This is a genomic window from Hydrogenophaga sp. A37 (assembly GCF_002001205.1).
Taxonomy (GTDB): Bacteria; Pseudomonadota; Gammaproteobacteria; order Burkholderiales; family Burkholderiaceae_C; genus Hydrogenophaga.
The window spans coordinates 36417-50464 of record NZ_MUNZ01000104.1; the positions used below are offsets into that span (position 1 = coordinate 36417).

A 14048-nucleotide genomic window follows, 5' to 3' on the forward strand; every position below is an offset into this window, starting at 1 on the left:
CATGACCCCATCTCCTGTCGCGGTCGCCACGGCCGACGCCATCGTCAGCATCCGAGGCGTGAGCAAGACCTACGCCGGCGGCTTCCAGGCGCTGAAGAACGTGAACCTCGATATCCGTCGCGGCGAAATCTTTGCGCTGCTCGGCCCCAACGGCGCCGGCAAGACCACGCTCATCAGCACCGTGTGCGGCATCACCAACGCGACCGAAGGCCAGATCACCGCCGACGGACACGACACCGTGCGTGACTACCGCGCCGCGCGCGCCACCATCGGCCTGGTGCCGCAGGAGCTGCACACCGACGCGTTCGAAACCGTGTGGGCCACGGTGAACTTCAGCCGCGGCCTGTTTGGCCAGGCACCCCACCCGGCCTACATCGAGAAGCTCCTCAAAGACCTCTCGCTCTGGGACAAGAAAGACAACAAGATCATGACGCTCTCGGGCGGCATGAAGCGCCGCGTGCTGATCGCCAAGGCGCTCTCGCACGAGCCCAAGATCCTGTTCCTCGACGAGCCCAGCGCGGGCGTGGACGTGGAGCTGCGGCACGACATGTGGCGCCTGGTGCGCGAGCTGCGCGAGGCCGGCACCACCATCATCCTCACCACGCACTACATCGAAGAGGCCGAAGACATGGCCGACCGCATCGGCGTGATCCGCAAAGGCGAGCTGATCGTGGTGGAAGACAAGGCGGTGCTCATGCGCCAGCTCGGCCAGAAGCAGCTGGCGCTGTCGCTGCAACATCCCCTGACGGCGGTACCACCCACGCTCGCGTCGTGGCCGCTCGCGCTGTCGACCGACGGCCTGACGCTGACCTACAGCTTCGACGCGCAGAAAGACGACACCGGCATCGCCGAGCTGCTGGCCGCGCTGGGCGAGCAAGGCATCGGCTTCAAGGATTTGCGATCCAGCGAGAGCTCGCTCGAAGACATCTTCGTGAGCCTGGTGCATGAACCACAAGACGAACAGAAAGCGAGCGCCTGAACATGAAAGGTTTGAACCTGCACGCCGTGCGCGCCATCTACATGTTCGAGATGAACCGCGCCTTCCGCACCTGGATGCAGAGCATCATCGCGCCGGTGCTCTCTACCTCGCTCTACTTCATCGTCTTCGGCTCGGCCATCGGCTCGCGCATGGGCGACATCGGTGGCGTGAGCTACGGCGCCTACATCATCCCCGGCCTGCTCATGCTCTCGCTGCTGAGCGAGAGCATTTCCAACGCCGCCTTCGGCATCTACATGCCCAAGTGGTCGGGCACCATCTACGAACTGCTGAGCGCACCGGTGAACTGGGTCGAGGTGCTGCTGGGTTATGTGGGCGCGGCGGCCAGCAAGAGCCTGATGCTCGGCGTGCTGATCCTGCTGACCGCGCGCGGGTTCGTGCCCTATGAGATTGCGCACCCGGTGTGGATGGTGGGCTTCCTGCTGCTCACCGCCATCACCTTCTGCCTGTTCGGTTTCATCATCGGCTTATGGGCCGACAGCTTCCAGAAACTGCAGGTGATCCCGCTGCTCGTCATCACGCCGCTGACCTTCCTGGGCGGCGCGTTCTACAGCATCAACATGCTGCCTGAGCCGTGGCAGACGGTGTCGCTGTTCAACCCGGTGGTCTACCTCATCAGCGGCCTGCGCTGGGCCTTCTACGGCGCGGCCGACGTGCACATCGGCATCAGCACCGGCATGACGCTGATCTTCATGTTCGCCTGCCTGGGCGTGGTGTGGTGGGTGTTCAAGACGGGGCACCGCATCCGGCGCTGAGCGCCTCTCCCTGGCTTCCCTTTCAAAGGGCCAGACCTTCCGGGGTCTGGCCCTTTTCTTTGAGGTCTGCAGCAACCTCTCGCGGTCGCAGCGCGGCCCGATCGCCCCATCTCACCCGGGTAAACCCCAGCACGCACAGCCTCTGGCACGGCCTAGACTGCGGTCAATTGGTCTTACCAATTTACCAAATACAGCCATGCCGTTCCAAGCCATCGAGCCACGCCGGCTCTACCGACAGATCGCAGACCAACTGCGCCAACTCATCCAGAGCGGCGAGTTCGCCGTGGGCTCTCGCTTGCCCGCCGAACGCGAACTGGCCTTGAAGATGGGCGTGTCGCGGCCGTCCGTGCGGGAGGCGCTGATCGCGCTCGAAGTCCAGGGGCTGATCGAGGTGCGCGTGGGCTCGGGCATCGTGGTCATCGCCCGCGAGCCGGTGCGGCGGCTGGACAACGCCCACGGTCCACTGGAGATCATCCGGGCGCGCCAGCTGATCGAATGTGAACTGGCCGCCGTGGCCGCGCGCAGCGAAGACAGCACCCTGGTGCCCGACCTGGAAGAGAGCCTGCGCGAGATGGAAAGCGACATCGCCGCACGGACCCTGCCCATCAGCGGCGACCGCAACTTCCATCTGCGCATCGCCCAGGCCAACGACAACAGCCCCTTGCTGGCCGTCGTCACACAACTCTTCGACGAACGCAATGGCCCGCTGTTCTCCCGCCTGGGCAGCCACTTCGAACGCGAAACCACCTGGAAGCAGGCCGTGGCCGAACACCGCGCCGTGGTCAAAGCCATCGAGCGCCACGACCCGCAGGCCGCGCGCAAGGCCATGAGCAGCCACCTGGAGCATTCCCACGAGCGCTTCTCCGCCGGCTGGACCGCACCCACTGAAACCGAAGCTCACAGGAGTCTTGCATGAGCCTCGCCTGCACCCTGCACGGTCCTCTGCAACTGAGCGTCGAGCAGTTGCCCCAGGTCGAACCGGCGGCGGGCCAGGTGCGCCTGCGCCTGGGCGCGGGCGGCATCTGCGGCTCGGACCTGCACTACTACCAGCACGGCCGCGCGGGCGTGTTCGCCATCCGCGCGCCCTTCGTGCCCGGTCATGAGGCTTCGGGCGTGGTGGAAGCCGTCGGGGCCGGTGTCACGCGGGTGCGGCCGGGCCAGAAAGTGGCCGTGAACCCGGCCCACCCTTGCGGCGTGTGCCCCGCCTGCCGTGCGGGCCGCAGCAACCTCTGCGAACAGATGGTGTTCCTGGGCAGCGCGGCGATTTTTCCGCACCTCCCGGGCCTGTTCAGGGAACAGTTCGTGGTGGGTGAATCGCAACTCACGCCGGTGATGGAAGACGTGAGCCTGGGAGAGATCGCCTGCACCGAGCCGCTGTCGGTGGGGCTGCACGCGGTGCGCCGCGCCGGCAACGTGCTGGGCGCCACGGTGCTGGTCACGGGCGCGGGCACCATCGGCTGCATGGCGGTGATCGCCGCGCGGCTGGCCGGCGCCGGCCGCGTGCTCTGCAGCGACCCGAGCGACCGGGCGCGTGACATGGCGATCACCGTGGGCGCCGACGAGGCACAACCCGACACCCGCGCATGGCCAGGCCAGGTCGATGTGGCCATCGAGGCCGCGGGCCACCCCGCCGCGCTGGCCGGCTGCTTGTCGGCCGTGCGCCGCGGTGGCCGCATCGTGCAGGTCGGCACGCTGCCGCCCGAGCTGCCCTTTCCGGCCAACGACATCATGACCCGCGAGCTCGACTACGTGGGTGCGTTCCGCGCCGACATCGAATTCGACTGGGCCGTCCAGGCCATCCGCAGCCGGCGCGCCGACGTGCGCCCGCTCATCAGCGCACAGATCCCGATCAGCGAATCGAAGGCGGCCTTCGATTTGGCTTTGGACCGCAGCCGCAGCACCAAGGTGCAGCTCATCCCTGGCTAGCGCCGGTTGACTCACTTTTTTCCACAACGACAGGAGACACCGAATGAACACCACACGCATCACCCTGGCCGTGGCCGCGAGCCTGATTGCCGCCGCACCCGCCTTCGCTCAGACCAAGCTCAAATGGGCCCACGTGTACGAGACATCCGAGCCCTTCCACACCGCGTCGGTGTGGGCGGCCGAAGAGATCAAGAAGCGCAGCGCCGGCCGCTACCAGATCGACGTGTACCCCGCCTCGCAGTTGGGCAAGGAAAACGACATCAACCAGGGCCTGACCCTGGGCACGGTGGACATCATCATCTCGGGCTCCAGCTTTGCGGCCAAGGCCTTCCCGCGCATCGGCGTCACCTACTACCCCTACACCTTCCGCGACGTGGACCACCTGCTGGCCTACACCAAGAGCGACATCTACAAAGAGCTGACCGCCGGCTATGAGCAGAAGAGTGGCCACGAGATCATCGCCACCACCTACTACGGCACCCGCCACACCACGAGCAACAAGCCCATCACCAAGTGCGCCGACATGAAGGGCCTGAAGATGCGCGTGCCCGACGTGCCGGCCTACCTGGCCATGCCCCGTGCCTGCGGCGCCAACACCTCGCCCATCGCGTTCGCCGAGGTCTACCTCGCGCTGCAGAACGGCACCGTGGAGGCCCAGGAGAATCCGCTGCCCACCATTGAAGCCAAGAAGTTCTACGAGGTGCAGAAACACATCGTGCTGACCGGCCACATCGTGGACCACCTGAACACCGTGGTGGCCGGCGCCCTGTGGAAGAAGCTGTCGGATGCCGACAAGAAGATGTTCGTTGACGTGACCCAGGAGGCCGCGGCCAAGGCATCGAAAGAAGTGGCCGCCCGCGAAAAAGAACTGGCCGCCGTGTTCCGCGGCAAGGGCGTGAGCGTGACCGAGGTGAACACCGGCGAGTTCCGCGACACCGTGCTGAAGAACGTGACCTTCGAGCAGTTCGGCTACCAGAAGGCCGACTGGGACCGCATCCAGGCCGTGAAGTAAGGGAAGCAGCATGTCGATTCAAAGCACGCTGCCCGATGTGGGTGGTGCGGCGGAGTCGCACCCGGTCGAGACCAGCGCGGAAGCGCTGGTCTCCAGCTTCGCCGAGGCCGACCAGCACCAGGTGAATCTCTCGGTCTATGGCATCGAAGACTGGATCTGCCTGGGCTTCTTCTGGATCATGACCGGCCTGGTGTTCCTGCAGTTCTTCAGCCGCTACGTGCTGAACGACTCGTTCGCCTGGACCGAGGAGCTGGCCGTGTACTGCCTGATGCCGGTGGTCTTCATCGGAGCGGCCATGTGCGTGCGGCGGGCGCGGCACATCCAGGTCAACCTGGTGTACCGCTACCTGCCCACCCCGGTGGGCCGGGCCCTGTCCACCGCGGTGGACCTGGCGGCCATCGCCTTCTACGGCTACGCCTGCTGGCTGGTGGCGCGCTACGCGCTGGCGGTGGACAACGAGCCCATGACCACCATCGACTGGAACAAGAGCCATGTGTACTGGCTGGCCTTTGCGGGCTTTGCGCTGATGACCGTGCGCGGCGTGCAGGTGGCCGTGGAGAACGGGCGGCGCGGTTTCTCGCCGCTGCAGAACCCTGGCTTCTTTGACGGCTCTGCCCCCTGAACGGAACCCCACCATGCTGATCCTGATCGTCTCTTTCCTGGGGCTGATGCTCTGCGGCCTGCCGGTGGCCGTGGCCATGGCGGGCGGCTCGCTGATCTACATCCTGGTCTCGGGCAGCGTGCCCGACATCGTGCTGGCCCAGCGCATGATCGCCGGCATCGAGTCCTTCCCGCTGCTGGCCGTGCCCTTCTTCATCCTGGCCGGCAACCTGATGAACATTGCCGGCATCACCGGCCGCATCTACAACTTCGCGGTGGCCCTGGTGGGCTGGATGAAGGGCGGCCTGGGTCAGGTCAACATCATCGGCTCGGTGATCTTCTCGGGCATGTCGGGCACGGCCATCGCCGACGCGGCGGGCCTGGGCTCCATCGAGATCAAGGCCATGAAGGAACACGGCTATTCCACCGAGTTTGCGGTGGGTGTGACCGCTGCCTCTGCCACGCTGGGCCCGATCTTTCCGCCCTCGCTGCCTTTCGTGATCTACGGGATGATGGCCAACGTCTCGATCGGCGCGCTGTTCGTCGCAGGCATCCTTCCCGGCGTGTTCATGACCGTGCTGATGATGATCACCGTGGCCTACTTCGCCCACCGCCATGGCTGGGGCGGCGACGTGGCCTTCCACTGGGGTCGCCTGGGCGGCGCCGCGCTGGAGATCCTGATCGTGCTGGCCTTTCCCATGGCAGTGTGGCTGGCCGTGAAAGCCGGTGTGTCGGTGAACGTGGCGGCCATCACGGCCTTTGTGGTGCTGCTGGCGCTGGACTGGCGGTACAACTTCTCGGCCGTGCTGGCGCTGATGGCGCCGGTGATCCTGATCGGCGGCATGACCATGGGCTGGTTCACGCCCACCGAAGCCGCCGTGGCCGCGGTGATCTGGGCGCTGTTCCTGGGACTGGTGCGCTACCGTTCCATGAACCTGAGAACGCTGGCGCAGGCCACCTTCGACACCATCGAAACCACCGCCTCGGTGCTGTTCATCGTCACCGCCGCGTCCATCTTTGCGTGGCTGCTCACCACCACGCAGGCCGCGCAGGCCCTGGCCGACGGGATCCTCTCCATCACCAGCAACAAGTGGGTGTTCCTGCTGCTGGCCAACCTGCTGATCCTGTTCGTGGGCTGCTTCATCGACACCATCGCGGCCATCACGATCCTGGTGCCCATCCTGCTGCCCATCGTGGTCATGCTCGGCATCGACCCGCTTCAGTTCGGCGTGATCATGACGCTGAACCTGATGATCGGCTTGCTGCATCCGCCACTGGGCATGGTGCTCTTTGTGCTGGCGCGCATTTCCAAGCTCTCGGTGGAACGCACCACCATGGCCATCCTGCCCTGGCTGATTCCGCTGATGCTGGCGCTGATCGCCATCACCTACATCCCGACTCTCACGCTGTGGCTGCCACAGCAAATGGGGTTGATGAAATGAACCCTGTCATCCGCATTCATCCGAACGACGACGTTGTCATCGCCCGCCAGCAGTTGCTGGGTGGCACGCGCATCGAGACCGAAGGCATCACCGTGTCGGGCCTGGTGCCGCCGGGCCACAAGATCGCGGTGCGCGCCATCGCGGCGGGCGAGCCGGTGCGGCGCTACAACCAGATCATCGGCACCGCCACCCAGGCCATTGCGCCCGGGCAGCATGTGCACTCGCACAACCTGGCGTTCAGCCGCTTCGACCGCGGACACAGCGTGGGTGGCGATGTGCGGCCGGTGGCCTATGTGGACACGCCGGCCACCTTCGACGGCATCGTGCGCGCCGACGGCCGGGTGGCCACGCGCAACTACATCGGCGTGCTGACCAGCGTGAACTGCTCGGCCACCGTGGCGCGCGCCATCGCCGACCACTTCCGCCGCGACATCCACCCCGAGGCGCTGGCGCCCTACCCCAATGTGGATGGCATCGTCGCGCTGACCCACGGCGCGGGCTGTGCCACCGACAGCGAAGGCGAGGGTCTGCACGTGCTGCGCCGCACGCTGGCCGGTTACGCGCGGCACGCCAACTTCGCCGCCGTCATCGTGGTGGGCCTGGGCTGCGAGACGAACCAGATCCAGGGCCTTCTGGCGCAGGAAGGCCTGCGAGAAGGCGCCAAGCTCGTGACCTTCAGCATCCAGGACACGGGTGGCACCGCCAAGAGCGTGGCGCGCGGCATCGAGGCCGTGCAAGCCTTGCTGCCCGAGGCCAACGCCGTGCAGCGACAGCCCGTGCCCGCCAGCCACCTGGTGGTGGGTTTGCAGTGCGGCGGGTCCGACGGTTACTCCGGCATCAGCGCCAACCCGGCGCTGGGCGCGGCGGTGGACCTGGTGGTGCGCCACGGCGGCACGGCCGTGCTGTCCGAAACGCCCGAAATCTATGGCGGTGAACACCTGCTGCTGCAACGCGCGGTGTCGCAAGCCGTGGCCGACAAGCTCGAAGCCCGCCTGCGCTGGTGGACCGAGTACTGCAGCCGCCACCACGCCGAGATGGACAACAACCCCTCGGCCGGCAACAAGGCCGGCGGCCTGACCACCATCCTCGAAAAGTCGCTGGGCGCCATCGCCAAAGGCGGCACCACGCCCCTGGTCGATGTGTACGAGTACGCCCAGCCCATCAGCGCCAAGGGCTTTGTCTACATGGACACGCCGGGCTACGACCCGGTGTCGGCCACCGGCCAGGTGGCGGGCGGCGCCAACCTCATCTGCTTCACCACCGGGCGCGGTTCGGCCTATGGCTGCGCGCCCTCGCCCTCGCTCAAGCTGGCCACCAACAGCGCGCTGTGGGCCAAGCAGGAAGAAGACATGGACATCAACTGCGGCACCGTCATCGACGGCAGCGAGAGCGTGGAGCAACTGGGCGAACGCATCTTCCAGGACATGCTGGCCGCTGCGTCGGGCCGCAAGACCAAGAGCGAACAACACGGCTACGGCCAGAACGAGTTCGTGCCCTGGGCGCTGGGCGCCGTCATGTAAACCCTTCAGAGAAAGACCATGAAGATCACCGCCGCCAAAGTCATCGTGTGCGCGCCCAGCCGCAACTTCGTGACCCTGAAAATCGAGACCGATGAAGGCCTGACCGGCATCGGCGACGCCACGCTCAACGGCCGCGAACTCGCCGTGGCCAGCTACCTCACCGACCACGTCATTCCCTGCCTGATCGGGCGCGACCCGCAGCAGATCGAAGACATCTGGCAGTACCTCTACAAAGGTGCCTACTGGCGCCGCGGCCCGGTGACCATGAGCGCCATCGCGGGTGTGGACACGGCGCTGTGGGACATCAAGGCCAAGGCCGCCAACATGCCGCTGTACCAGCTGCTGGGCGGCAAGAGCCGCACCGGCGTGATGGTCTACGGCCACGCCAACGGCAAAGACATCACGCAGACCGTGGAAGAGGTGCTGCGCTACAAGGAGATGGGCTACACGGCGATCCGCGCGCAGAGCGGCGTGCCCGGCCTGGAGAAGGTGTACGGCGTGGGCCGCGGCAGCATGTTCTACGAACCGGCCGACGCCGACCTGCCCAGCGAACACGACTGGTCCACCGAAAAATACCTGCGCCACACGCCCGAGCTGTTCGACAAGGTGCGCGCCGCCGTGGGCCCCGACATCCACCTGCTGCACGACGCGCACCACCGCCTCACACCCATCGAAGCCGCGCGCCTGGGCAAGGACCTGGAGCCCTTTCGCCTGTTCTGGCTGGAAGACACCACGCCGGCCGAAAACCAGGAGTCGTTCCGGCTGATCCGCCAGCACACCACCACGCCGCTGGCCGTGGGCGAAATCTTCAACACCATCTGGGACTGCAAGGACCTGATCCAGAACCAGCTGATCGACTACATCCGCACCACCGTGGTCCACGCCGGCGGCATCACCCACCTGCGCCGCATCGCCGACCTGGCCGCGCTCTACCAGGTGCGCACCGGCTCGCACGGTGCCACCGACCTGTCGCCCGTGTGCATGGGCGCCGCACTCAACTTCGATCTCTGGGTGCCCAATTTCGGCATCCAGGAGTACATGCGCCACACCGACGAGACCGACGCCGTGTTCCCCCACGCCTACAGCTTCAAGGACGGCTACATGCACCCCGGCGAAACGCCCGGCCATGGCGTGACCATCGACGAGGCGCTGGCGGCCAAGTACCCCTACCAACGCGCCTACCTGCCGGTGAACCGCCTGCAGCACGATGGCACGCTGACCAACTGGTGAGGGTGGACATGAATCGATTGAACGACAGCACGGTGGGCGCGTTGCCCGCCGCCGTGACGCGGCCCGACTATGACCGCACAGCCTTGAAAAACGGCATCGTGCACCTGGGCATCGGCGCCTTCATGCGCGCCCACATGGCCGCCGCCACCGAAGCGGCCATGGCCGCGGGCGACCTGCGCTGGGGCATCGTCGGCGTTTCGCTGCGCCAGCCCGACACGCGCGACGCCCTGGCACCGCAGGACGGTCTGTACACCTTGGCGATCCGCGACGCCGACGAGCAGGGCCAACCGCGCCAAAGCCTGCAGGTGATCGGCGCGGTGCGCAGCCTGCTGGTGGCCCCCGAAAACCCGCAAGCGGTGCTCGACGCCATCGCCGCCGCAGACACTCGAATCGTGAGCCTGACGGTGACGGAAAAAGGCTACTGCCACGACCCGGCCACCGGCGCGCTGCGGCTGGACCACCCGGACATCGCCCACGACCTGGCCCACCCCGCCAAACCGCGCTCGGCCATCGGCCTGCTGGTGTTCGGGCTGCAGCTGCGCTTGGCGCGCGGCCACGGGCCGCTCACACTGATGTCGCTGGACAACCTGCCCGCCAATGGCCGCGTGCTGCGCGGCGCCGTGCTGCGTTTTGCGCAAGCGGTGGACCCGGCGCTGGCCCAGCGCATCGCCGCCGAATGCCGCTTTCCCTGCTCCATGGTGGACCGCATCGTGCCCCGCACCACCGACGCCGACCGCGCTTCGGTAAGCCAGGCGCTCGGGTGCGAAGACCGCTGGCCGGTGCTGGGCGAACCCTTCTTCGACTGGGCGGTGGAAGATCATTTCGCCGCCGACCGACCCGACTGGACGCAGGGCGGCGCGCGCTTCGTCGAAGACGCCGAACCCTTTGAGCGGCTCAAGCTGCGCATGGTCAACGGCACGCACTCCAGCATCGCCTACCTGGGTGCCATGGCCGGCTGGCAGACGGTGGACAAAGCCATTGCCCAGGCGCCGCTGCGCGAGCACATCGAAGCGCTGATGCGCGATGAAATCGAACCCACGCTGGCCGAACTGCCCGGCCTGGACCTGCCCGCCTACCGCGCCAACCTGCTGGCCCGCTACGCCAACCCCGCCCTGGCCCACCGCACGCAGCAGATCGCCATGGACGGCTCGCAGAAGCTGCCCCAGCGCCTGCTGGGCACCGTGCGCGACCGGCTGGCCACCGGCCTGCCCGTGCCCCGCATGGCACTGGGCGTGGCGGCGTGGATGCACTACCTGCGCGGCGTTGACGAGCTGGGCCAGCCCTACCCCATCGACGACCCCCACGCCGCCGAACTGACAGAGCTGCACCAGCGCTCGCTGGGCCAGGGAGTCAGCATCGAAGCCGTGCAGACCATGCTGTCCTACGCGCCGGTGTTTGGCGATCTGGCGGGCAACGCAGCGCTGGCTGCCGCGCTGCGCAAAGCCCTGCAATCGCTGCAGACGCACGGCGTGCTGGCCACGCTGGAGGCCGTGAACCTCGGGGAGCTGGCCTCATGAGCGCAGCGCCGGGCCGTTCCCAAGCAAGCTCGCACCGCAGCCCGCAGGGCGAAGGTATTCCAATGCGCGCAGCGCCCGAACAACTCGACGTCTTGTCGCTGGGCGAAACCATGGCGCTGCTGGTGGCGCAGGAGCCCGGGCCGCTGGACCAGGTGCAGAGCTTCAACAAGCGGCTGGCGGGGGCCGACAGCAACGTCGCCATCGGCCTGGCGCGCCTGGGTTTCAAGGTGGGCTGGGTCAGCCGCGTGGGGGCCGACTCGTTTGGCCGCTACGTGCGCCAGACCATTGAAGCCGAAGGCGTGGACACCTCGCAGGTGGAGGTGGACCCGAACCGCTCCACCGGCTTCATGCTCAAGTCGCGCAGCGTGGACGGCAGCGACCCGGCCATCGAGTATTACCGCCGTGGCTCGGCCGCCAGCCAGCTCGGCAAGGCACACCTCAAGCTCGACTACGCACTCAAGGTCCGGCACCTGCACACCACCGGCATCACCCCGGCGCTGTCGCCCGCGGCCCGCGAACTGGTGGCCCACGCCATGATGACCCTGCGCGGCGCCGGCCGCAGCGTCTCGTTCGACCCCAACCTGCGCCCCAGCCTGTGGCCCGACACGGCCACCATGCGCGACACGCTGAATGAGCTCGCCCGCCACGCCGACTGGGTGCTGCCCGGCCATGCCGAAGGCCAGCTGCTGACCGGCCAGAGCAGCCCCGCCGACATCGCCGCCTGGTACATCGACCGGGGTGCGAAAGCCGTGGTGGTGAAGATGGGTGTCGAAGGCGCCTACTTCCGCACCGCCAGCGGCGAACACGGCCAGGTGCCCGGCGTGCCGGTGCCCGTGGTGGTGGACACCGTGGGCGCCGGCGACGCGTTTGCCGTGGGCATCATCAGCGCCCGGCTGGAAGACCTGACCTGGCCCCAGGCCCTGCGGCGCGCCAACTGGATCGCCTCGCGCGCGCTGCAGGTCATCGGCGACATGGAAGGCCTGCCCACCCGGGCCGAGCTGACCGCACAAGACATTGTTTGAACATCCATTGAACCCAAGGAACCCATGCTGACCGTTGTTTGCGAAACCCCCGGCACCCTGCTGGCCCAGGACCGCCCCATGCCCGAACGAGGCGCCCACGAGGTGCTGCTGCGCGTCAAGCGCGTGGGCGTGTGCGGCACCGACCTGCACATCTTCACCGGCAAACAGCCCTACCTGAGCTACCCGCGCGTGATGGGCCATGAGCTCTCGGGCATCGTCGAAGCCGCCCCGGCCGACAGCGCCCTGCGCCCCGGCGACACGGTCTACGTCATGCCCTACCTCTCGTGCGGCACCTGCATCGCCTGCCGCGCGGGCAAGACGAATTGCTGCACGAACATCCAGGTGCTCGGCGTGCACCGCGACGGCGCCTTCACCGAATACCTGACCGTGCCCCAGGCCTTCGTGCACAAGGCCGAGGGCGTGTCGCTCGACCAGGCCGCCATGGTGGAGTTCCTGGCCATCGGCGCCCACGCGGTGCGCCGCTCGGCCCTGCGCCCGGGGCAGCGCGTGCTCGTGGTGGGGGCCGGCCCCATCGGCATGGCCGCGATGATTTTTGCGCAACTGCGCGGCGCCACCGTCACCGCGCTGGACGGGCGGAAAGACCGGGTGGACTTCTGCACCGGCGCGCTGGGCATCCACGCCGGTGTGCCGCTGGGCGAAGGCGACGAAGCGCAACTCGCCCAGCTCACGGACGGCGAGTTCTTCGACGTGGTGTTCGACGCCACCGGCAACCCCCAGGCCATGGAACGCGGCTTCAGGTTCGTGGCGCACGGCGGCAGCTATGTGCTGATCTCGGTGGTCGGCGCGAACCTCACTTTTTCCGACCCCGAATTCCACAAGCGCGAGATGACGCTGCTGGGCAGCCGCAACGCCACCACCGAAGACTTCATCACCGTGCTCGACGCCATGCGCGCGGGCCTGATCCCGTCCGCGTTGAACACCCACCGCCTGGCGCTGGCCGATGTGCCGACGCAGTTCCAGACCCTGCTCGACCCGGCCGCCGGGGTGATCAAGGCCATCGTCGAGTGTTGAGCGGACCCGGCGGCGGGGCAGCGCGGCCCGCCTCAGGTGTCTCACGCCGTTAGCGGCGCTGCAGGTGATGCGCCTGTCGGAAGGCCTCCGGCGTCGTCCCCACGCGCCGCCGAAAGAACTTGACGAAGTTCGTCGGCTCACTGAAGCCCAGCAGCTCACCGATGGCGACCGACGTCGACGTGCTGTGCACGAGCAAGCGCTGAGCCTCCAAAGCCACGCGCCGATCCACGGCCTCCTTGGCCGAATGCCCCAGCACGTCGTTGCAGGTGCGTGTCAAGGTGCTCGTTGAAACGCGCAGCCTCCGGGCGATCAGTGCCACGGACGGGCGGGTGTCGACCAAGCCTTCCAGCTCGCGCCGCAAACGCCGAATCAAAACGGCCTGCACCGTGGGCGCCGTCGCAGGCCCGGTCGCAGAACGGCTGAGGCTGAGCATCTGGCACATGAGCAGCTCGCGCGCCATGGCGGCCGACAGCCCGTCCAGCACCGGTTGATCGAGTTCCCTGCGGAGCATCGCGGCCAAAGCCTTCCAGGCCGCCAGCCCGTCAGCGTCCAGTTTGAAGTGGACCGGCCAATCCTCCAGACGCAGCATGGCCATCGTCCCCGGCTCGGATTTCGCTGCCTTCGGCTGCACGACGGCCGGATCGATCAGCAGCACATCCGCTTCGAGACCCTTCGCCGGCTGCCATTGCTGCACCTGTCCGGGCCTCACAAAAACGACCTGGCCGGTGCGCAGGCCGAAGTGCTCGAAGTCGACCAGGTGTTCTCCACGCCCTTCGGTCGCCACGAGAACCATGAAGAACTCGACGCGCTCCGTCACGACAAACAGCCTCGGGGACACCCGGGCGCGCAGTTCCGACAAGGTCATCAGTTCCACCCCGATAGGGTTCAGTCGGGCACTCTCGAAGCGCGTCTCTCGCAGCGACTTGGTGGGTTGGGTCACGAACCGTCCTTTCGGCACACATGGGCGTGCATGCGCGATTTCTACCATCAATTGC

Annotated in this window: 13 protein-coding genes; 12 read left to right on the plus strand and 1 reads right to left on the minus strand. The window is 67.2% G+C overall.

The features are described 5' to 3' along the window. The first annotated feature begins 1 nt into the window (after position 1). The 12 genes from B0E41_RS12440 to B0E41_RS12495 all read left to right on the plus strand — a co-directional run bounded on the left by B0E41_RS12440 (position 2) and on the right by B0E41_RS12495 (position 13053). Positions 2–979 carry an ABC transporter ATP-binding protein gene (locus tag B0E41_RS12440; protein ID WP_077331469.1) on the plus strand — a complete coding sequence of 326 codons (978 nt, stop codon included), beginning with the start codon at positions 2–4 and terminating at the stop codon, positions 977–979. 11 nt (positions 980–990) lie between these two features. Then, positions 991–1752, plus strand: a complete 762-nt coding sequence (locus B0E41_RS12445; RefSeq protein ID WP_077331532.1) for an ABC transporter permease — start codon at positions 991–993, stop codon at positions 1750–1752. A 196-nt stretch (positions 1753–1948) separates the two neighbouring features. After that, entirely contained in the window at positions 1949–2668 is a 720-nt protein-coding gene (locus B0E41_RS12450) for a FadR/GntR family transcriptional regulator (RefSeq protein ID WP_077331470.1), read from the plus strand. After that, positions 2665–3678, plus strand: a complete 1014-nt coding sequence (locus B0E41_RS12455; protein ID WP_077331471.1) for an L-idonate 5-dehydrogenase — start codon at positions 2665–2667, stop codon at positions 3676–3678. Before B0E41_RS12450 ends, B0E41_RS12455 begins: the two co-directional genes overlap by 4 nt. Positions 3679–3721: 43 nt before the next feature. Beyond that, a complete protein-coding gene (locus tag B0E41_RS12460) occupies positions 3722–4690 on the plus strand; it encodes a sialic acid TRAP transporter substrate-binding protein SiaP (RefSeq protein WP_077331472.1) in 969 nt (322 codons plus the stop codon). Between the two features lie 10 nt (positions 4691–4700). Further along, entirely contained in the window at positions 4701–5312 is a 612-nt protein-coding gene (locus tag B0E41_RS12465; RefSeq protein WP_077331473.1) for a TRAP transporter small permease, read from the plus strand. A 13-nt stretch (positions 5313–5325) separates the two neighbouring features. Next, positions 5326–6732 (plus strand): TRAP transporter large permease, encoded by a 1407-nt coding sequence (locus tag B0E41_RS12470; RefSeq protein WP_077331474.1) that lies wholly within the window; start codon positions 5326–5328, stop codon positions 6730–6732. Beyond that, complete coding sequence (locus tag B0E41_RS12475) at positions 6729–8252, plus strand: altronate dehydratase family protein (protein WP_077331475.1); 1524 nt, start codon at positions 6729–6731, stop codon at positions 8250–8252. Before B0E41_RS12470 ends, B0E41_RS12475 begins: the two co-directional genes overlap by 4 nt. A gap of 18 nt (positions 8253–8270) precedes the next feature. After that, a complete protein-coding gene (manD, locus tag B0E41_RS12480; protein WP_077331476.1) occupies positions 8271–9482 on the plus strand; it encodes a D-mannonate dehydratase ManD in 1212 nt (403 codons plus the stop codon). Between the two features lie 8 nt (positions 9483–9490). Next, on the plus strand, positions 9491–10999 hold the full coding sequence (locus tag B0E41_RS12485; RefSeq protein WP_077331477.1) for a mannitol dehydrogenase family protein: 1509 nt from the start codon (positions 9491–9493) through the stop codon (positions 10997–10999). 62 nt (positions 11000–11061) lie between these two features. Beyond that, positions 11062–12021 (plus strand): sugar kinase, encoded by a 960-nt coding sequence (locus tag B0E41_RS12490; protein ID WP_077331478.1) that lies wholly within the window; start codon positions 11062–11064, stop codon positions 12019–12021. 24 nt (positions 12022–12045) lie between these two features. After that, positions 12046–13053 carry a zinc-binding alcohol dehydrogenase family protein gene (locus B0E41_RS12495; RefSeq protein ID WP_077331479.1) on the plus strand — a complete coding sequence of 336 codons (1008 nt, stop codon included), beginning with the start codon at positions 12046–12048 and terminating at the stop codon, positions 13051–13053. A 49-nt stretch (positions 13054–13102) separates the two neighbouring features. Here B0E41_RS12495 and B0E41_RS12500 read toward each other — a convergent pair whose 3' ends face one another. Then, complete coding sequence (locus tag B0E41_RS12500) at positions 13103–13993, minus strand: helix-turn-helix domain-containing protein (protein ID WP_171984746.1); 891 nt, start codon at positions 13991–13993, stop codon at positions 13103–13105. Positions 13994–14048 lie beyond the last annotated feature (55 nt).

What these genes read in the sequence shown, in the direction of transcription:
- B0E41_RS12455 (WP_077331471.1), top strand. Translation starts at nt 2,665, where the DNA reads ATGAGCCTCGCCTGCACCCTGCACGGTCCTCTGCAACTGAGCGTCGAG.
- B0E41_RS12440 (WP_077331469.1), top strand. Translation starts at nt 2, where the DNA reads ATGACCCCATCTCCTGTCGCGGTCGCCACGGCCGACGCCATCGTCAGC.
- B0E41_RS12470 (WP_077331474.1), top strand. Translation starts at nt 5,326, where the DNA reads ATGCTGATCCTGATCGTCTCTTTCCTGGGGCTGATGCTCTGCGGCCTG.
- B0E41_RS12485 (WP_077331477.1), top strand. Translation starts at nt 9,491, where the DNA reads ATGAATCGATTGAACGACAGCACGGTGGGCGCGTTGCCCGCCGCCGTG.
- manD (WP_077331476.1), top strand. Translation starts at nt 8,271, where the DNA reads ATGAAGATCACCGCCGCCAAAGTCATCGTGTGCGCGCCCAGCCGCAAC.
- B0E41_RS12465 (WP_077331473.1), top strand. Translation starts at nt 4,701, where the DNA reads ATGTCGATTCAAAGCACGCTGCCCGATGTGGGTGGTGCGGCGGAGTCG.
- B0E41_RS12460 (WP_077331472.1), top strand. Translation starts at nt 3,722, where the DNA reads ATGAACACCACACGCATCACCCTGGCCGTGGCCGCGAGCCTGATTGCC.
- B0E41_RS12450 (WP_077331470.1), top strand. Translation starts at nt 1,949, where the DNA reads ATGCCGTTCCAAGCCATCGAGCCACGCCGGCTCTACCGACAGATCGCA.
- B0E41_RS12495 (WP_077331479.1), top strand. Translation starts at nt 12,046, where the DNA reads ATGCTGACCGTTGTTTGCGAAACCCCCGGCACCCTGCTGGCCCAGGAC.
- B0E41_RS12475 (WP_077331475.1), top strand. Translation starts at nt 6,729, where the DNA reads ATGAACCCTGTCATCCGCATTCATCCGAACGACGACGTTGTCATCGCC.
- B0E41_RS12490 (WP_077331478.1), top strand. Translation starts at nt 11,062, where the DNA reads ATGCGCGCAGCGCCCGAACAACTCGACGTCTTGTCGCTGGGCGAAACC.